This window comes from Novosphingobium sp. (assembly GCF_036820275.1).
Classification (GTDB): Bacteria; Pseudomonadota; Alphaproteobacteria; order Sphingomonadales; family Sphingomonadaceae; genus Novosphingobium.
In genome coordinates this window covers 103,314-121,381 of the sequence record NZ_DAISLT010000017.1, presented here as the reverse complement: position 1 = coordinate 121,381, position 18,068 = coordinate 103,314, and the positions used below count along the sequence as shown (strand labels likewise).

The 18,068-nt window shown below is 64.9% G+C and carries 17 protein-coding genes; 4 read left to right on the top strand and 13 right to left on the bottom strand.

Features of this window, described 5'->3' with window-relative positions; genetic code table 11:
* The 12 genes from V7066_RS14985 to V7066_RS14930 all read right to left on the bottom strand — a co-directional run.
* Positions 1-682 (bottom strand): NAD(P)/FAD-dependent oxidoreductase (locus V7066_RS14985; RefSeq protein WP_334183845.1); only part of this gene is annotated, 682 nt, incomplete at its 3' end.
* Positions 682-1,884 (bottom strand): 3-oxoadipyl-CoA thiolase, encoded by a 1,203-nt coding sequence (gene pcaF / locus V7066_RS14980; RefSeq protein WP_334183844.1) that lies wholly within the window; start codon positions 1,882-1,884, stop codon positions 682-684. The genes pcaF and V7066_RS14985, both read right to left, overlap by 1 nt.
* A 4-nt stretch (positions 1,885-1,888) precedes the next feature.
* The gene (pcaD, locus tag V7066_RS14975; protein ID WP_334183843.1) at positions 1,889-2,659 is read right to left on the bottom strand and encodes a 3-oxoadipate enol-lactonase; all 771 of its coding nucleotides are present in this window, start codon (positions 2,657-2,659) and stop codon (positions 1,889-1,891) included.
* Positions 2,660-2,662: 3 nt separating this feature from the next.
* Positions 2,663-2,980, bottom strand: coding sequence for a 2Fe-2S iron-sulfur cluster-binding protein (locus tag V7066_RS14970; RefSeq protein ID WP_334183842.1), 318 nt, complete (start codon positions 2,978-2,980; stop codon positions 2,663-2,665).
* A 15-nt stretch (positions 2,981-2,995) separates the two neighbouring features.
* Positions 2,996-3,646: a 3-oxoacid CoA-transferase subunit B gene (locus V7066_RS14965; protein ID WP_334183841.1), complete on the bottom strand. Its 651-nt coding sequence runs from the start codon at positions 3,644-3,646 to the stop codon at positions 2,996-2,998.
* A complete protein-coding gene (locus V7066_RS14960) occupies positions 3,646-4,353 on the bottom strand; it encodes a CoA transferase subunit A (protein ID WP_334183840.1) in 708 nt (235 codons plus the stop codon). The genes V7066_RS14965 and V7066_RS14960 overlap by 1 nt, the downstream gene beginning before the upstream one ends.
* An 11-nt stretch (positions 4,354-4,364) precedes the next feature.
* Complete coding sequence (gene benD, locus V7066_RS14955; RefSeq protein ID WP_334183839.1) at positions 4,365-5,150, bottom strand: benzoate diol dehydrogenase BenD; 786 nt, start codon at positions 5,148-5,150, stop codon at positions 4,365-4,367.
* A gap of 10 nt (positions 5,151-5,160) precedes the next feature.
* A complete protein-coding gene (gene benB, locus V7066_RS14950; protein ID WP_334183838.1) occupies positions 5,161-5,673 on the bottom strand; it encodes a benzoate 1,2-dioxygenase small subunit in 513 nt (170 codons plus the stop codon).
* A complete protein-coding gene (locus tag V7066_RS14945) occupies positions 5,670-7,028 on the bottom strand; it encodes a Rieske 2Fe-2S domain-containing protein (protein WP_334183837.1) in 1,359 nt (452 codons plus the stop codon). Before V7066_RS14945 ends, benB begins: the two co-directional genes overlap by 4 nt.
* Positions 7,029-7,057: 29 nt before the next feature.
* On the bottom strand, positions 7,058-7,972 hold the full coding sequence (locus V7066_RS14940) for a dioxygenase family protein (RefSeq protein ID WP_334183836.1): 915 nt from the start codon (positions 7,970-7,972) through the stop codon (positions 7,058-7,060).
* 40 nt (positions 7,973-8,012) lie between these two features.
* Complete coding sequence (gene catC, locus V7066_RS14935; protein ID WP_334183835.1) at positions 8,013-8,303, bottom strand: muconolactone Delta-isomerase; 291 nt, start codon at positions 8,301-8,303, stop codon at positions 8,013-8,015.
* A gap of 3 nt (positions 8,304-8,306) precedes the next feature.
* Positions 8,307-9,464: a muconate/chloromuconate family cycloisomerase gene (locus tag V7066_RS14930; protein WP_334183834.1), complete on the bottom strand. Its 1,158-nt coding sequence runs from the start codon at positions 9,462-9,464 to the stop codon at positions 8,307-8,309.
* A gap of 112 nt (positions 9,465-9,576) precedes the next feature.
* Between V7066_RS14930 and V7066_RS14925 the strand changes: the two genes are divergently transcribed.
* The 4 genes from V7066_RS14925 (at position 9,577) to V7066_RS14910 (ending at position 14,699) form a co-directional block, all read left to right on the top strand.
* On the top strand, positions 9,577-10,500 hold the full coding sequence (locus V7066_RS14925) for a LysR family transcriptional regulator (RefSeq protein WP_334183833.1): 924 nt from the start codon (positions 9,577-9,579) through the stop codon (positions 10,498-10,500).
* A 123-nt stretch (positions 10,501-10,623) separates the two neighbouring features.
* Positions 10,624-11,952 (top strand): MFS transporter, encoded by a 1,329-nt coding sequence (locus tag V7066_RS14920; protein ID WP_334183832.1) that lies wholly within the window; start codon positions 10,624-10,626, stop codon positions 11,950-11,952.
* 10 nt (positions 11,953-11,962) lie between these two features.
* Complete coding sequence (locus tag V7066_RS14915; protein WP_334183831.1) at positions 11,963-13,174, top strand: benzoate/H(+) symporter BenE family transporter; 1,212 nt, start codon at positions 11,963-11,965, stop codon at positions 13,172-13,174.
* Positions 13,175-13,229: 55 nt separating this feature from the next.
* Positions 13,230-14,699 carry an alginate export family protein gene (locus V7066_RS14910; RefSeq protein WP_334183830.1) on the top strand — a complete coding sequence of 490 codons (1,470 nt, stop codon included), beginning with the start codon at positions 13,230-13,232 and terminating at the stop codon, positions 14,697-14,699.
* A 613-nt stretch (positions 14,700-15,312) separates the two neighbouring features.
* On the opposite strand, the gene V7066_RS14905 is transcribed toward V7066_RS14910, so the two are convergent.
* Positions 15,313-18,066: a TonB-dependent receptor gene (locus tag V7066_RS14905; RefSeq protein WP_334183829.1), complete on the bottom strand. Its 2,754-nt coding sequence runs from the start codon at positions 18,064-18,066 to the stop codon at positions 15,313-15,315.
* Between the last annotated feature and the right edge of the window lie 2 nt (positions 18,067-18,068).

Below are 18,068 nucleotides of genomic sequence, written 5' to 3'. Positions count from 1 at the left end.
CCAGCTTCACGCCGGTCACCTTGTGGCCGTCGCCTTCGAGGCACTCGACCGCGACGCCAGTGCGCAGGTCGACACCGTGCGTCCGGTGCTCCCTCTGGTAGAACTCCGAGAGCGGCTCTCCGGCCACGCGCGCCAGCACGCGCGGCAGCGCCTCCAGCAGCGTGACCTTGAGCCCCAGCTTCGACAGCACCGCCGCCGCTTCGAGACCGATATAGCCGCCGCCGATCACCACCACGTTCGTCGTGCCCGCATCGACTTCGGCCATCAGCGTGTCGCAGTCCTCGCGGGTGCGCACGGCATGGACCCCGGCGAGGTCGGAACCCGAGCACGAGAGCCGCCGGGGATCGCCGCCGGTCGCCCAGACCAGCTGGCCGTAGCCATGGGTCTCACCGTTCGAGAGCGTCAGTTCATGCGCCTCGGGATCGACCTTGGTGACTTCGGTGCCGAGCTTGAAGGTGATCTCCTTCTCGGCCCAGAACGTCGGCGGGCGGATGTAGAGCCGGTCGAACGTCTTCTCGCGCGCGAAATATTCCTTGGAGAGCGGCGGGCGCTCGTAGGGATATTCCGGCTCGCGGCCGATGACGGTGATGGTTCCCTCGAACCCGTTCTGGCGCAGGGCCAGCGCGCATTGCGCGCCCCCGTGTCCCGCTCCCACGATGACGACGTCTGCCCGATCGGCCATCACACGCGCTCCATCAGCAGGGCAAGGCCCTGCCCGACGCCGATGCACATGAAGGCCAGCGCATGGCGTCCGCCGCCGCGCTGAAGTTCCTCGACCGCCGACATGGCAATGCGCGCGCCCGACATGCCCAGCGGATGGCCCAGCGCGATGGCCCCGCCGTTGGGGTTCACACGCGGGTCGGCGGGATCGATCCCGAGATCGCGCAAGGTGGCGATGGCCTGGCTGGCGAAAGCCTCGTTGAGTTCGATGACGTCGAGCCGGTCCACGGTGAGGCCGCTGCGGGCGAGCACCTTGCGTGCCGCCTCGATCGGCCCGGCGCCCATCACGCGCGGGGCGATCCCGGCCGCCGCCATGCCGATCACGCGGGCGCGCGGGGTAAGTCCGTGGCGCTTCGCGGCCTCCTCGCCGGCAACCAGCATGGCGGCCGCGCCGTCGTTGAGACCCGAGGCATTGCCCGCTGTCACCGTGCCGTCCGGCTTTACCACCGGCTTCAGATTCGCCAGCGCCTCAAGGCTGGTCGCGCGCAAATGCTCGTCACGATCGAAGACGATCGGATCGCCCTTCTTCTGCGGGATCGTCACGGGCACGATCTCGGCCGCGAAGCGGCCGCTCGCCTGCGCCGCCCCTGCCTTTTCCTGGCTGGCGAGGGCGAAGCGGTCCTGTTCCTCACGGCTTACCTGCCACTGCTCGGCGACGTTCTCACCGGTCTGCGGCATGGTATCGACACCATAGGCGGCCTTCATCGCTGGGTTGACGAAGCGCCAGCCCAGCGTGGTGTCCTCGATCTTCTGCCCGCGTCCGAAGGCGCTGTCCGCCTTGCCCATCACGTAAGGTGCGCGGGTCATGCTTTCGGCACCGCCTGCGATCAGGAAGTCCGCATCACCGCTACGGATCGCCTGCGCCGCCATGCCCAAGGCATTGAGGCCCGAGGAGCAGAGGCGGTTGACGGTGACGCCCGGCACGCTCTCGCCCATGCCCGCCAGCAGCACGGCCATGCGCGCGACATTGCGGTTGTCCTCGCCCGCCTGGTTGGCGCAGCCGAGGATCACGTCGTCGAGCATGGACCAGTCCGCTTGCGGATTGCGCTCCATCAGCGCCTTGAGCGGCAGGGCGGCAAGGTCGTCGGCCCGCACGGCGGCGAGCGAACCGTTGAGCTTGCCGATGGGGGTGCGGACGGCATCGCAGATGAAGGCCTGGGTCACGGGATCAGCTTTCGAGGAAGGAGACGAGCGCGGCGGCAAGCGCCTCGGGGGCTTCGAGCGGGGCGAGATGGGCGGCTTCCAGCGCAGCATGGCCTGCGCCGGGGATGCGGGCGAGGAGATGCTCGCCGTGCCCTTCCAGCGGCGTGGAGGTGTCGCGAGTGCCGGTCACCACCAGCACCGGGCAGGCGATGGCGGCAATGCGGTCTGCAAGGTCCATGTCGCGGATCGCCGCGCCGCAACCGGCATAGCCTTGCGGATCCATGGTCAGGAGCTGGCGGCGCACGGTCTCGTAGACGGCAGGCTCGGCTCTGTCCGAAAGGAAGCGGCCCATCGCCAGATCGGCGATAGCGGCCATGCCCTCACCGCGTACTTTGGCGATGCGGTCGTTCCAGGAAGCGCTGTCCATCGTCGCGGAAGTGCAGATCGGTGCCAGCTTCGTCACGCGCTCAGGCGCGCGGAGTGCCAGTTCCATGCCGATCATGCCGCCCAGCGAGACACCGGCCAGCGCGAAGGATTGCAGTCCGGCGTGATCGGCCACCGCCAGCACGTCATCCGCCAGCATGGCCATCGAGAAGTCGCCCGGCTCGGCCGTCGAGGCACCGTGGCCGCGCGTGTCGATCCGCAGCAGGGCGAAGCGGTCGCGCAGATGGGGCAGGACGGCGTCCCACAAATCCATATCCGTGCCGATCGAATTGAGCAGCACCAGCGCCGGGGCCTCATCGCGCCCATCGCGCTTCCAGTAGAGAGCGGCTCCGGGAACCTGGGTAAAAGGCATGGTTCAATCCTCCGGGGCAATGGTGACGCGCAGACCGTCCAGCGCGGCGGTCAAGGCGATCTGGCACGAGAGGCGCGAGTGCGCGCCGCGATGATCGGAGGAATCGAGCAGGTCGTTCTCGTCCTCTCCGGGCGCACCGGTCGTCTCCGCCCAGCCCTCGTCCACAAAGACATGGCAGGTCGCGCAGGAACAGCAGCCTCCGCAAAGCGCGAGCAGTTCGTCAAACCCGCTGTCGCGGATCGCTTCCATCACGGTGACGCCCTCGCGGGCGTCGATCGCGGTTTCGTCTCCGGAACGGTCGACGACTATCAGTTTCGGCACCTGGATGTTCCTGTCTTACGCCGTTTCGAGCGTGTTGACGAAAGGCGCGCCGGTCTTGTCGGTGACTTCCTCCAGCGTGACGCCGGGGGCGAGTTCCAGCAGGGTCAGCCCGCCCGCCTTGCGGTCGATGGCGAAGACGGCCAGATCGCTGACGATCATGTCCACCACGCGCTTGCCGGTGAGCGGCAGGGTGCAGGCGGGCAGGATCTTGGGATCGCCGTGCTTGGAAACGTGGTCCATCACCACGATCACCTTCTTCACCCCGGCGACGAGGTCCATGGCCCCGCCCATGCCCTTCACCATCTTGCCCGGGATCGTCCAGTTGGCGAGGTCGCCCTCGGCCGAGACTTCCATCGCGCCCAGCACGGCCATGTCGATATGGCCGCCGCGGATCATTGCGAAGCTGTCCGCACTGGAGAAGAAGCTGGAGGTGGGCAGCGCGGTGATCGTTTGCTTGCCGGCGTTGATGAGGTCGGGATCGACGTCCTCGTCATAGGGGAACGGGCCGATGCCGAGCATGCCGTTCTCGCTCTGCAGCGTGACCTTGATGCCGGCCGGCACATGGTTCGCCACCAAGGTCGGAATGCCGATGCCGAGGTTCACGTAGTACCCGTCGCGCAGTTCCTTCGCGGCGCGGGCGGCCATTTCATCGCGGGTCCAGCTCATCAGACAGTTTCCCTCTCGCGAACGGTGCGCTTCTCGATGCGCTTCTCGTTGATGGTCGAAAGCACCACGCGGTCGACGTAGATGCCGGGGGTGTGGATGCAGTCCGGATCGAAAGTGCCGGCGGGGACGATCTCTTCGACCTCGGCCACCGTGACCTTGCCCGCCGTCGCCATATTCGGGTTGAAGTTGCGCGCGGTCTTGCGGAACATCAGGTTGCCCTCCTCGTCAGCGCGCCAGGCCTTGATGATCGACAGGTCGGCGCGCAGCCAGGTTTCGCGCACGTATTCCTCGCCCTCGAACACTTCGACCGGCTTGCCTTCGGCGACCACGGTGCCGACGCCGGTCTTGGTGTAGAACGCCGGAATGCCCGCGCCGCCCGCGCGAATGCGCTCAGCCAAAGTGCCCTGCGGGTTGAGTTCCAGTTCGAGTTCGCCCGAGAGGTACTGGCTTTCGAACAGCTTGTTCTCGCCCACGTAGGAGGAGATCATCTTCCGGATCTGCCGGCTCTCCAGCAGCATCCACAGACCGAAACCGTCCGCGCCTGCATTGTTGGAAATGACCGTCAGGTCCTTCACGCCCGCCGCCCGGATCTCGGGGATCAGGCTCTCGGGATTGCCCGAAAGGCCAAACCCGCCCGACATGATCGTCATGCCGTCGAACAGCAGGCCATCGAGGGCTGCGGCGGGGCTATCGTAGATTTTCGACATCGAGTGTCTCCTTAACCGAGGTCGCCGCCCGCGACGGGCAGCACGGTGCCGGTCACGTAGCTGGCCTCGTCTGAGGCGAGGAAAAGGATCGGGGCGATCTGCTCCTCAAGGGTTCCGTAGCGCTTCAGGAAGGCGGAGGAGGTCACTTGCGCCACTGCCTCGGCCATCCACGCCTGTTCTGCCGGGTTGTCGCCTTCGGCGTTCCGGGCGACACGGCGGGGGGGAGCGCTCGTGCCGCCCGGTGCCGTTGCAACGACACGAATGCCGCTTTCCGCATATTCCATGGCCAAGCTCTGGGTCAGGCCGTTGATCCCGCCCTTCGCCGCCGAATAGGGCACCCGGCGAATGCCGCGCGTGGCGTTGGAGGACAGGTTCACGATGGTCCCTGCGCCCTGCTCCAGCATCGTCGGCAGCACGGCGTGACAGCAGTAGAGCGTCGGCATCAGCGAGCGGCGGATTTCCGCGTCGATCTGCGCGGGCTCGAACTCGGCATAGGGCCGCATCCGGATCGCGCCGCCGACATTGTTGATGAGGATGTCGATCCGCCCGAAGGCTTCGACGGCGCGTGCCATCGCCGCCGCTGCGCCCTCGTAGGTCTCAAGGTCGCAGCAGACGGAGACTGCTTTTCCGCCAGCCGCCACGATGGCCTGCTCCACCTCGGCCACGAAGTCGGCGCGGTCGACCAGAACCACGCTCGCACCCTCGGCAGCGGCGCGGGTAGCGACACCGGCCCCGATGCCCTGCGCCGCGCCGGTCACGACCATCACCTTGCCTGTAAAACGTCCTGCGAAGATCACGGCCCCCTCCTCAGACGTGGTAGATGTCGATGACCTGATGAATGTAGTCGTCCTTCAGGACGATCTTCTTCTTCAGGATCAACGGCGTCTCGCCAGCAGTATCCAGCGTCAGGAACGTGGTTCCGAAGAACTGCTGCGTCTGCTGGTAGCGGTGGCTGAGCGTGTGCCAGTTGTAGCGCAAGTCCACCTGCCTTTCCCGGCTCTCCAGCACTTCGACATTGCCGATGAAGTGAGCAGAGCGCGGCTCGGGCGTGGAGGCGGAGGACCGCTCGGTGTTCAGGCGGTAGACGCGGTCTTCCAGGCCCTGCCGATTGGCGTAGTAGATCAGCGAGATTTCGGTCTGCGGATCGGTGCAGAGCGCGTCATCGTCGGTCCAGGCGGGCATCCAGTATTCGACCTGGGGCGAATAGCATTCCAGCCACTCGTCGAACCGGCGATCGTCCAGCAGCCGCGCCTCGCGGTAGAGGAAGGCGCAGATCTCGCGGTAGGACAGGGCTTCACGGGTCATGTCGAGCGTGCTCATTCCGCCGCCTCCATCATCGGCGGCTGATTGGCCGCATCCTTCGCCAGACCGTCGAGCATGATCTGCGCCCAGAATTCGTGCTGGCGCACGAACAGGCCCTCGTCCTCGCTGCGCTCGCTGGAGAGCAGCGGGTTCATGCCCATGGCCTTGGCATTGGCGTCCGCGCCGTGGATCCAGCGGGTAGCGCCGCGGCTGAGGTCGTTCCACAGTTCGCCCGCGCCTTCGTAGGCCTTCTGGCAGCTGCGGAACTCCTCCAGATCGTCAGGCGTGCCCATGCCGGTGACATTGAAGAAATCCTCGTACTGGCGAATGCGGTGGGCGCGGTCCTCGGCGCTTTCGCCCTTCGGCGCGTAGCAGTAGATCGTCACTTCGGTGGTGTGCACGTCGATCGGGCGAACGACGCGGATCTGGGTCGAGAACTGGTCCATCAGGAACACGTTGGGATAGAGCGCCAGATTGCGCGTCTGCTCGATGATGAACTTCGCCCGGTCCTCGCCCAGCCGAGCGTCGAGTTCCGGCTTGTGGTTCCAGATCGGCCGCACTTCGGGATTGATCACCTGCGTCCACAGCAGGATGTGCCCGTGCTCGAAACCATAGACGCCGCTGGCGGGCGCCTTGGACCAGCCATTGGCGTCCACCGCCTTGGTCCCGCCCTCAGCGCGGCGACCCATGGTGGACTGGTAGTTTTCGTGAACGGAGCTGACGTGATAGCCGTCGCAGCCGTTCTCCATCTGCATCTTCCAGTTGCCGTCGAAGGTGTAGGTGGAATTGCCGGTCAGCACTTCCAGTCCCTCCGGCGCCTGATCGACCATCTGGTCGATGATGACCTTAGCCTCGCCGAGATGCTGTTCCAGTGGCAGCACGTCATGGTTCAGCGATCCGAACACGAAGCCGCGATAGCTTTCGACGCGCACTTTGGTCAGGTCGTGCGAACCCTCATGGTCGAAGCTGTCCGGATAGGCGCCGGTGCTGGCATCCTTGGCGCGCAGAAGCTTGCCGTCGGTCTTGAAGCTCCAGCCGTGGAACGGGCAGACGAACAACGGCTGGTTGCCCCGCTTGCGGCGGCACAGCTTGGCGCCGCGATGCGCGCAGGCATTGACCACGCCGTTGATCGCGCCGTCCTTGGCACGGGTCAGGATCACGGGCGTGCGCCCGATGAAGGTCGTGAAGTAATCGTTCTTGTTCGGAAGCTGGCTTTCGTGGGCCAGATAGACCCAGTTGCTTTCGAAGATGTACTTCATTTCCAGTTCGAACAGCGCCGGATCGGTGAAGACGTCCCGACGGCAGCGGAACTCTCCGGTTTCGACGTCATCGACCACGGCGGTCGAGACCCGGTGCATGAGGTGTTCGTACATGATCCTGTCTCCCGTGTTGTTGTTGGCGGTCAGGCCGTTTCTGTTTCCGGCTCGACCTCGGCGCGAGCGCGGGACGAGAAGTGCTCGTCATCCGCATCGGCGGCGCGCTGCATCTGGAAGTCGAACTGGATGTAGGCGCTGTCGCCCTGGCGGCTGGGCACCGGCAGCAGACCCTCGCGGGTGCCGAAGGCGAAATCGTCGGCCGCGAAAGGATCGTCGCCGAAGTTGATCTGCGTCGTCAGCGTGCGATAGCCCGGCGCCTCGATGAAGAAGTGCACGTGGGCGGGGCGATTGCCGTGGCGACCCAGCGCCTGCATCAGCTGATCGGTCGATCCGCCGGGCGGCACCGAGTAACCGCTCGGCTGCTTGGAATGGAACGCATAGCGGCCGTCCTTGCCCAGCTTGATGCGGCGGCGGTTGTTGAACGGGGTCTGCTCGCCGGTCGGGTCGAAGTGCGAATACCAGCCCTTCGAATTGGCATGCCAGACGTGGACGATCGCGTTCTCCACCGCCTCGCCGGCCGGGCCGGTGACACTGCCGGTCATGTGCAGGACGGTGGTGCCCTCGTCCTCGTCGACGGAGAGGTTCACATTGCCTTCCACCAGCGGCGCACCGGCGACATAGAGCGGGCCCTCGATGGTGCGCGGGGTGCCGCCGGAGAGGCCGGCCTCGGCATCCTTGGCGTCCATGTAGAGGTCCAGGAAGTGCTCAAGGCCGGTGCCCGGCACAATCAGGCCGATCTCGCCCGCGCTGTCCGAAAGGTACTTCATGGCGAGCCAGAACTCGCTTTCGGAGATGTCGTGGCGGACGATCAGCTCCATCACCGATTCGGTAAGGTCGCGCATGATCGCCTTGAGGCGCGGGCTGCCGCCGCTCTCGTTCACGCCGGCGGCGCGGTCGAGCAGCTGCTGGATTTCCGGGGTCTTTACGAAGCTGACGTCCATTTTGTTCTCTCCCAAGGACTGTATTCAGTGGCTCCGGCGATCAGCGATCGTCGTCATGGATGGAGGATGGGTGCCGGCAGAGCGGCGTGATTTTCATGGTCATGAAGGGGTAGAGCGGCAGGCCCATCAGCGTGTCGTGCAGCGCCGCATTGCTCTCGACATCGAAGATCGAGACGTTCGAATAGAGCCCGACCTTGCGCCAGATGTGGCGCCAGATGCCCGCCTGCTGGAGCTTCTGGAAATAGGCCTTCTCGGCCGCCTTGATCTTCGCGGCTTCTTCCGCGTCGAAATCCAGCGGGATGTTGACGTCCATTTCGACCATGAACAGCATGCCTCAGGCTCCTGCATTTACGGCGTGAAGGCGCGGACCCGAACGGTCACGCCGGAAGAATTCGACCTTGTCGGGATCGAGCGCGATGCCGAGGCCAGGGCCGGTCGGCACCTTCAGCGAAAAGTCCCCGTAGCCGAGCGGCTCGGTCAGAATTTCCTCGGTCTGCAGCAGCGGGCCGAACAGCTCGGTGCCCCAGGCCAGCTCGGGAACGGTGGCGAAGACATGGGCCGAAGCCGCCGTGCCTACGCCGCCCTCCAGCATCGTGCCGCCATAGAGGCCGATACCCGCCGCCGTGCCGATGGCGGCGACTTCTGCCGTGGCGAACAGCCCGCCCGACTGCGCAATCTTCAACGCGAAGACGCCCGCCGCCCCGGCAGAAGCAATCCGCAGCGCGGTGCGCGGCCCGTGCAGCGCCTCATCCGCCATCAGCGGCACGCCGCGCGTGGTGGCAAGGCGGGTCATCGCTGCAATGTCGTCCCCGGCGATGGGCTGTTCGACAAGGTCGCAGCCCACGTCCTGAAGCATCGCCATGCCCAGCTTGGCCTGCGCCTCGCTCCAGTTCTGGTTCACGTCCACGCGCACGCTGGCCCGGTCACCCAGCGCCTTGCAGATCGCGCCGACATGGGCGACGTCCTGTTCCACGGTGCGCTTGCCGATCTTCAGCTTGAAGATGCGGTGGCGGCGGAGGGAGAGCATTTCCTCGCCCTCGGCAATGTCGCGCGCGGTGTCGCCGCTGGCGAGGGTCCAGGCCACCGGCATATCGTCGCGCACGCGGCCGCCGCCGATGAGTTCGGAGACCGGCACACCCAGCCGCTTGCCCGCCATATCCAGCAGCGCGGTTTCGACCGCGCACTTGGCGAAGTGATTGCCGCGCACGCACTTGGCCACTTTGGCCATCGTCGCGCCGACACGGCTGATGTCGCAGGTCTTCAGGACCGGGACGATATACGTATCGATGGCGGACTTGATGCTTTCCGGGCTTTCCTCGCCATAGCTGAGGCCGCCGATGGTCGTGCCCTCGCCGATGCCTTCGACGCCGTCGCCGTCCGTCAGGCGGACGATCACCATCGCCTGCGAATGCATCGTGGTCATGGCCAGAACATGCGGGCGGATCGTCGGTACATCGACGATTAAGGTATCAGCTTGGCTCAACAGGGCCATTGCAGCGACTCTCCCGAATGTTTAGCTTTCGATAGGAAAGTTAGGCCTCACTCGCAGCGGCTGCAAAGATCAATGCGGTTACGGGCCTATACCTGAGAGGTATATTATCGTGATGGACGTGCGCCTTCTGCGCTATTTCGTGGCCGTGGCGGACGAGGGGAACTTCAACCGCGCCGCCGAACGCCTGCACATCGCCCAGCCGCCGCTTTCGCGCGCGATCCAGCAGTTGGAGGCGCATGTCGGCGCGCCCTTGCTCGATCGCGGCACGCGCCCGCTGCGGCTCACCGCCGTCGGCCGCCTGCTCCACGAACAGGCGCTGCAAGTGCTGGCACGCATGGAGGACGTGGAAGCCATGGTGCGGGCAGCCGCCACCAGCGAGCGGCGACGGCTGGTGATCGGTTTCGTCGCCTCCACCATCTATGCGCGCCTGCCCGAACTGATCCGCGAATTCCGCAAGGTGGCAGAAAACGTGGAACTGGTCATGGTGGAGGCGACTACGCTGGACCAGATCGCCGCGCTGAAGGACGGGCGCATCGATGTCGGCTTCGGGCGCATCCGCTTCGAGGACCCTTCGGTCCGCCGCATCATCCTGCGCAACGAGAAACTGGTGGCCGCCTTCCCGGTCGACCACCCGCTGGCCACCGGCAGCGGACCGATCTCGCTGCGCGACCTGGCCGACGAACCGCAGATCATCTATCCGCGCGCGCCCCGCCCCAGCTATGCCGACCAGGTCATCTCGCTGTTCCGCGATCATTCGATCGAGCCGCGGATCGTTCACGAAGCGCGCGAACTGCAGATCGCCATCGGCCTCGTCGCGGCGGAGGAAGGCATGGCTGTCGTCCCGGAATCGGTGCGCCGCGCGCGCAGCCACGACGTCGCCTTCCGCGAACTGGCGGAACCGGCCACATCCCCCATCATCATGAGCCACCGCCCGGGAGACCGCTCCCCCGAACTGGCGCTCATGGCCTCGGTGATCGCGCGGCAATATGCGCTGTGGGGCTACGATGTGCCCGCCGCGCTTGGCGAGGAATTGTGACCCACATGTTTCCGGCGATACCCCCTGCGTATTCGCATCGGACTTAAACGGTATTTGTTGAACCTTCGCAGCTCATTCACTTTCCCGGAAAATCACACAACGTGAAATGGGAGAGGAATCGATATGCAAGGTATCGATGTAAGTCGTCTTGTCGACGAAGCCAGATTCGGAAATCTGCACCTCAAGATAGTTATAGCCTGCGCGCTGCTTCTTATAGTCGATGGCTACGACGTATTCATTTATGGCGTCGTGCTTCCCAAGCTGATGGAGCAGTGGCAACTGACCGCGCCGCAAGCCGGTTCTTTGGCGAGTTGGGCCTTGTTCGGCATGATGTCCGGCGCGCTTCTGTTCGGACCGATGGGTGACCGGATCGGCCGCAAGAAATGCATCACCCTCTGCTTCACCCTGTTCAGCGCCGCGACCTTCCTGAACGGCTTCGTGACGACGCCGACGATGTTCGGCGTGCTGAGGTTCGCCGCAGGCCTGGGCTGCGGCGGGCTGATGCCCAATGCCGTCGCGCTGACCAACGAATATGCCCCCAAGCGGATGCGCAGCACCCTCGTGGCGCTGATGTTCAGCGGCTATGCCGTGGGCGGCATGGTCGCGGCGGGCCTGGGCATCTGGCTGCTGCCCCGGTTCGGCTGGCAGGCAATGTTCCTGGCCGCCGCCGTGCCGCTGGCGCTGCTTCCGCTGATCCTGCGCGGCCTGCCGGAATCGGTCGGCTTCCTGGTGCGCAAGGGCGAGCAGGACAAGGCCCGCACGATCCTTCGCCAGCTCTCGCCGGAGGCCGCCTCCGGCGCGCCGCTGGTCCTGCGCGAGGCCGACGCGGGCCGCGCCTCGGTGAGCGAGCTGTTCCGGCATGACCGCACGCTGGGCACGCTCTCCATGTGGCTGTGCTTCTTCTGCTGCCTGCTGATGGTCTATGCGCTGGGTTCGTGGTTGCCGCAGCTGATGCGGAGCGCCGGATACAGCCTGGGTTCCAGCCTCTCGTTCCTGCTCGCGCTCAATTTCGGCGGCATGTTCGGCGCCATCATGGGTGGGCGCCTGGCCGACCGCTTCGGGCTGCCCCGCGTGGTCATGGCCTATTTCGCCCTGGGCGCGCTCTGCATCGCCCTGCTCGGCCTGAACAGCGCCATGCCGGTGCTCTACCTGCTGATCTTCATCGCGGGTGCAGGCACCACCGGCACGCAGATCCTGCTCTATGCCAGCGTCGCGGAGTTCTACAGCCTCTCCGTCCGCTCCACCGGGCTGGGCTGGGCCTCGGGAATGGGCCGGGTCGGCGCGATCGTCGGGCCGATGCTGGGCGGGCTGCTGCTCGCGGCCGAACTGCCGATGGCGCTCAACTTCCTCGCCTTCTCCATTCCGGGCCTGGTCTCGGTACTGGCGACCGCGCTCTACATGGTGAGCCGCCGCCAGCAGCGCAGCCGGGAAGCCTACGCCCTCGCGGCGTGAACGGACGATCATGACCACCACCATCGAGACGCTCCCGGCACAAGGCCAGACATCGATGATCCCGGCAATTGTCGCCGGGATCATCGCCACCACCATATCCTATGCCGGACCGCTGGTGATCGTGTTCCAGGCCGCGCAAGGGCTGGAGCCGGCGGTCGTTGCCTCGTGGATCTGGGCGATCTCGATCGGCAGCGGGCTCCTGGGCATCGTGCTGAGCTGGCGCTGGCGCGTGCCGATCGTGGTGGCGTGGTCGGCGCCCGGATCGGCACTGCTGGTGACGATGCTGCCGCAGACCGATTTCGCCACGGCCGTGGGCGCCTATATCGTCGCCAACCTCGCGGTGCTGGCGGTAGGCGCTTCGGGCGCGTTCGACCGGCTGATGAAGTACCTACCCGCCGCGATCACCGCCGCCATGCTGGCCGGCATCCTGTTCCGCTTCGTGATCGACATGATCGGCGCCGTGCCCTCCGCGCCGGTCATGGTGATCGCGATGATCGCCGCCTTCTTCGCCGGACGCGTGCTCGCCCCGCGCTATGCCGTATTGGCCGTGCTGGTGACGGGCGTGACGCTGACGGTGCTCGACGGCGGCCTCTCGGGCACGGTCGGCACCCCCCGCCTGACCATGCCGGTCTGGACCACGCCCCGGTTCGACTGGGCCGCCACCGCCAGCATCGCCCTGCCGCTGGCAGTCGTGGCGCTGACCGGGCAGTTCCTTCCCGGCATCGCCGTCCTGCGCGCCGCGGGCTACGAGACCCCGCCCGCGCGCCCGATCGTTTCGGCCAGCGCGATAGGCTCGATCCTGCTCGCGCCGTTCGGCTGCCACGGCCTGAACCTGGCGGCCTTCACCGCCGCGATCTGCCTCGGCCCGGATGCGCACCCCGATCCGGCGAAGCGCTATCTCGCGGGGATCGCGGGCGGCGTGACCTACCTTGTCTTCGGCGCCTTCGCGGCGACCGTGCTGGCCCTGTTCGCCACTTTGCCCAAGACGCTGATCGCCGCACTCGCCGGGCTGGCGCTGTTTCCGGTCGTCTCCGGCTCGCTCAGCACCGCCTTGCGCGCGGAGCGGGGCCGCGACGGAGCGCTCGTCACATTTGCAGTCAGTGCTTCGGGCATGACGCTGGCGGGCCTCGGCTCCGCCTTCTGGGGCCTGATCTTCGGCCTGGCCGTCCACTTGCTCCAGACTTTCGCATCCAGACCGCTGCGCAAGACGGCGACGACATAGCGGCCGCGATTGGCCGCCCCTTTCAGAACAAACGAAAAGAATCGGGAGAGTATCGATGTTCCAGATCATGGCGCATGCCCTGACCGCAGCCACCGCGCAGGTGCCCGCACACACCCCCGCGCCGGTATCGGCGCAAGCGCCCGCCGAGGCCCCCGCCACGACGCAGACCGCCGCGCCCACCGGGACCGAGATCCCGGCGCCGCAAAGCCCGAACCGCCCCAAGACGCCGAAGCCCGCGTTCAAACCGATCAACCACGACGAGGACTATTCCAGTTTCCGCACCGTGCGCGACGCCAACCTCTGGACCCGGATCAAGTACATTCCACTGGCGGGCAATACCTATGCCTCGCTCGGCGGAGAGCTGCGCCTGCGGCCCGAGTTGCGCATCGGCGAGCGCTGGGGGCGCGGCCCGCAGGATGACGACGGCAACTTCCAGCAGCGCACCCGTGTCTGGGGCGACCTCCAGATCGAAGGCCTGCTGCGCGCCTTCGTGGACCTGGAACACGCCACCAGCACCGGACTCGATTCCGTGGTCGCACCGATCGAGGAAGGCCGCCTGGACTTCAACCAGGCCTTCGTCGAAGCGCATGTTCCGGTCGGCAGTGCCCGGATCACCGCGCGCTTCGGTCGACAGGAAATCGGCATCGGCAACCAGACCGTGTTCGACATGCGCGAAGGCGCCAATACCCGCCGCTCGCTGGACCTGCTGCGCGTCATGGGCACGATGGGCCCGTGGGACGGCGGCTTCCTCACCGGCCATGCGGTGCTGGAAAAGCTGGGCACCTTCGACGATGCGACCAACCACGACTACGACCTGACCGGGCTCCACGCCGGACGCACTTTCGGCGCCGGAAGCCATACGGGCCGCGCCGAAATGCTGTTCGTTTCCTCCGACCGTGCCAGCGTGTCCTTCGCCACCGCGCCCGCCGCGCGCGACCGGCGCCGCACGCTCTCGCTGCGCTATGCCGGGAAGGCCGATGCCTGGAGCGTCGACGTCGAAGGCATCCGGCAATGGGGCTCGTTCGGGAACCTCGATATCGATGCCTATTACGTCACCGGCACCATCGCTCACGGCTGGCAGGGTGGCTGGAAGCCCAAGCTGGCCCTGCGCATCGACGTGGGTTCGGGCGACCGCAATCCCGGCGACGGAAAAGCCGGAACCTACGGCCCGCTGTTCCCGAAGCCGCTCACTTACAACGGCGACCTGGGACCGCATAACCTGACGATCTTCCAGCCGATGCTGACGCTTCAGCCGACGGCCAAACTGACGCTCGACTTTTCGGCGGCAGGGCTGTGGCGCACCTCGATCCACGACGGCGTCTATTCGCTGGGCGGGCAAGTGCTGCGCCGCGCCGACGAGACCGATTCCCGCTTCTTCGGAAAGCGGGCAACCGCAGCCGGGCGCTATGCCCTCAACCCTTTCACCACGCTCGGCTTCTACACGATCTACGGCGACGTTTCCGAGAAGTTCAAGCCGGGGCGCGACTTGTTCTACGCCGCCGCCTACCTGACCTTCCGCATATGAAATGGGCCTATTTTCCCGTCTTTACTTGCGATAAGCGTCATCGTCGCAACATCCGACCGAGGCTGCGTCAAAACGCTGCGTCAAGACGGACTGACAGCGGAGCAGGATGTACTGATCGGGCCCGGATTCCCTGGATGAGCGGCTGAACGCAGAAGATCCGGATCATGCGCTTCATCTTGTAGGCGAGAACCCTCATCCGAACAGCATCGACATTGTCATGTCTTATTATCTCTTGAGAACAGCGAAAGTCGTTTCGATGGCAAGCGACCGCGAAATGCGGGGTTGATCATTTCAGACGGGTTTCAACGGATCACTATGCAAAAGCGGCGGTGCTCATTCACGCTTCATGGAGCCGCTTGCACATTTCTGATAAAAACGTGATCGGGATTTTACGCGTTACGAAAGCTCTCTGTCAAAAATTCAAGATTTCGGAAAAGCCAGGGGAGCTTCAGACAGCTCGCTCAAAATGGCTGCTTCCAGGTTGGTGAAGCACAATTCTGTTGCGGATCATGGCAGGTTCATGGCGATCGGCTAACAATATCGGCCGTAACGAAAAGGGCGGCCACGCGGAGCCGCCCTTTCCCATTTGCATAATGCCGGATCCGAAACCCGGTCAGAACTGGACGCGAACGCCCATCGTCCAGCGGCTTCCCGACTTTTCGTACATGGTGGGGAAAGAGGGGTCCATGGTGTAACCCTTCGTCGCTTCCTTGGTGATGTTGAGGCCCTGTACTTCCAGACGGACCTTGTCCGTCAACTGGTAGCTGGCTGCGAAGTCGAGCTGGCCATAGGCGTCGCGGTAGACCGGATACATGTTGTTCTGCACGGCCTCGACGTACGCCCCCTTGCGGTTGAACGACAGGCGAGCTCCGATCGGACCCTTGTCGTAGTAAACGGTGACGTTGTAGACGTTGTCCGCGAGGCCGATCGGCGAAGTCGGTATGCCGAGATCGGACTGCCCCGTCAGTGAGCTGTCGAGGAAGGTGTAGTTAGCGTTGATACCGAAGCCATCCAGCATCGGAGTGATCATGCCGAACGGAATCACCGCCGCCAGTTCGACGCCGCTGACGGTGTACCACCCTTCGGCATTGACCGGCTGATAGACCTCGAAGTCATAGACGCCATCGATCGTGCCGTTGGCATTGTACTTGGTCACGTCGGGAACGATGCCGGTCATCTGGTTCTGGATGACGCCCTTGATCTTCTTCCAGAAGTACGAGGCGGAAAGGATGCCGCCGTTACCCAGGTATTGCTCGGCACCAACTTCCCACTGGTCGGCATAAGTCGGCTTGAGACCGGGGTTGCCGTCAGTGAAGCGGAAGTTGTTGAAGCTGGCCGTGCGCTTGTAGGCGAGATCGGTCAGCGCCGGGCGGATCAGGGTTTGCGAGGCAGCCGCGCGGATCAAGAGGTTGTCGGTGATCTCGGCCCGCAGGTTGATAGCCGGCAGAAGCTTGCTGTACGTGCCCGTGCTGGAAATCGGCGCGGGCGTGTAGCCGGTCGAGCCGTCCGCGTTCTGGATCTGGTGGAAGCCTTCGGACTTCACCTTTGTGTTGATGTAGCGCGCGCCTGCATTCACGAACAGCGGCACGGGTCCTAGATCGAAGCGGAAATCGATCATCCCGTACCCGGCAAAGGTCTCCTCACGAACCTTGTAGTAGTTGCTGTCCTGGAACGGCGTGACGAAGCCGTCCGGGCGGAAGAAGCTGCGTGCATAGTCGTTCGAAATCATCTGCCAGTCGAGATCGCGGACCTGATAGGACTGGCCGCCGACGATATCGGTGACGTTCTCCAGCGGGCTGTCGGACAGCTTGCGGGTGTTGACCCACTCGACGCTGCCCCGGGTCGGACTCTGCAGCTTTTCCTCGCCATACCAGCGCTCATTGGTCTTGTTGGTGTAGCGGCCGCCGAAGCTGATGCGCTTCAGGGCCTCGAACCCGGTAATCTCGAACTTGCGACTGACGTCGAGTTGGGCTGCGTACTTGTCGTCCTTGATCTTCTCCCGCGTGGTTTCATACGCTTCGAACAAGTACGAATTCGGCGAATTGTACATGTCGATCGTGCCGGCAGCATCGCTCGGGATCGTTTCGCCGCCCCTATCGGTATAGCGGGTGCGCGAAGGCGCATAAGCCACATGTTTGAGGTTGGCATAGTCGAGCGTCTTCTTGGCGCCCGAATATCCCCCGAGCAGGTCGATGTGCCAGCTGCCCGTATCCCAGTTCATTTCGCCTCCGAACTGGCGATAGTCGGTCTTGTTGATGTATTCCTTGCTCAGGAATTCATGCTGGGTGCGGGTATAGGCGGCGTCGCGGATCACGACGATGCCATCGTCCGCCAGCGTGGTGGCGTCGTAGTCGTAGATGCGATCCAGTGCCGAGGTGCTGGAGGCCGAATAGCCCGCCGCATCGTATTCGTCCTCATGCGTCTTGTACGAGCCGAGAAACGCGTCGAAGCTGAGGCTGAACTGTTCGCTTGGCTTGTACTGGAGTGAACCCGAAACGCCTAGGCGATCCTGATCGTTGAGGTACATGCGGTCGCCGACCTTGTCGATGAAGACGACGCGGTTGACCTCGTCCTTGTTCTTCAGATCGTCGAAAGAAATGCCCGCGTCACGTTCCAGCACGTTCAGCGTCTGCGTGGTTTGCGCATTGCCCTTGTCGGTCCAGCGCGAGATCGGGCGGAAGTTGATGCCGGAGTTGGAATCGGTGCGGTTCGTGCGCTGCTGCTTGGCGACGGAGAGCAGCACGCCGAAATCGCCGAAGGTATCGCTGGCAAGGAACGAGAAGTTGGGATCGACCTTCTGCGAGATCGAATTGTACGCCCCTTCCGCCGAACCGACGAGCCGCGGGCCCACCTGATCGAACGGGCGCGCGGTGCGGATGGCGACGGAACCGGCGATGCCGCCTTCCTCGTCCGCCGCCGTGGGGGACTTCTGCACGGTGACCGACTGGATCAGTTCGGACGCGAACGTGTCGAATTCCACGTCGCGGCCGCCCGAGCCCGAGGCTGTCGCCAGCTTGTTGATCGAAACGAAAGTGAACTCACTCGGCAGACCTCGCACGTTGACGCGGGTGCCCAGGCCCTTGTCGCGCTCGATGGTGACGCCCGGCAGACGCTGGAGCGCTTCGGAGAGGTTCTGATCGGGAAAGTCGGCGATGTCCGTGGCGATGATCGAGTCCGAGAAGCCGATCGTGTCGCGCTTCATGTCAATCGCCTTCTGAAGGCTGCCGCTGTATCCGGAGACGACGATCTCATCGGCCGCAGGGTCCGGCGTGGTTTGGGCGGAAGCCGGCACTGCGGCGAGAGCGGTCACGGCGCCCCCGATCAGGAAGGGCGCTGCGCGGTGCAGAGCTTTCAATTCAGTCTTCATGT

Excerpts from the sequence above, each read along its gene's own strand:
- pcaD (WP_334183843.1), bottom strand. The coding sequence starts at position 2,659 with ATGCCTTTTACCCAGGTTCCCGGAGCCGCTCTCTACTGGAAGCGCGAT.
- V7066_RS14965 (WP_334183841.1), bottom strand. The coding sequence starts at position 3,646 with ATGAGCTGGACCCGCGATGAAATGGCCGCCCGCGCCGCGAAGGAACTG.
- V7066_RS14960 (WP_334183840.1), bottom strand. The coding sequence starts at position 4,353 with ATGTCGAAAATCTACGATAGCCCCGCCGCAGCCCTCGATGGCCTGCTG.
- benB (WP_334183838.1), bottom strand. The coding sequence starts at position 5,673 with ATGAGCACGCTCGACATGACCCGTGAAGCCCTGTCCTACCGCGAGATC.
- V7066_RS14945 (WP_334183837.1), bottom strand. The coding sequence starts at position 7,028 with ATGTACGAACACCTCATGCACCGGGTCTCGACCGCCGTGGTCGATGAC.
- V7066_RS14940 (WP_334183836.1), bottom strand. The coding sequence starts at position 7,972 with ATGGACGTCAGCTTCGTAAAGACCCCGGAAATCCAGCAGCTGCTCGAC.
- catC (WP_334183835.1), bottom strand. The coding sequence starts at position 8,303 with ATGCTGTTCATGGTCGAAATGGACGTCAACATCCCGCTGGATTTCGAC.
- V7066_RS14930 (WP_334183834.1), bottom strand. The coding sequence starts at position 9,464 with ATGGCCCTGTTGAGCCAAGCTGATACCTTAATCGTCGATGTACCGACG.
- V7066_RS14925 (WP_334183833.1), top strand. The coding sequence starts at position 9,577 with ATGGACGTGCGCCTTCTGCGCTATTTCGTGGCCGTGGCGGACGAGGGG.
- V7066_RS14920 (WP_334183832.1), top strand. The coding sequence starts at position 10,624 with ATGCAAGGTATCGATGTAAGTCGTCTTGTCGACGAAGCCAGATTCGGA.
- V7066_RS14915 (WP_334183831.1), top strand. The coding sequence starts at position 11,963 with ATGACCACCACCATCGAGACGCTCCCGGCACAAGGCCAGACATCGATG.
- V7066_RS14910 (WP_334183830.1), top strand. The coding sequence starts at position 13,230 with ATGTTCCAGATCATGGCGCATGCCCTGACCGCAGCCACCGCGCAGGTG.
- V7066_RS14905 (WP_334183829.1), bottom strand. The coding sequence starts at position 18,066 with ATGAAGACTGAATTGAAAGCTCTGCACCGCGCAGCGCCCTTCCTGATC.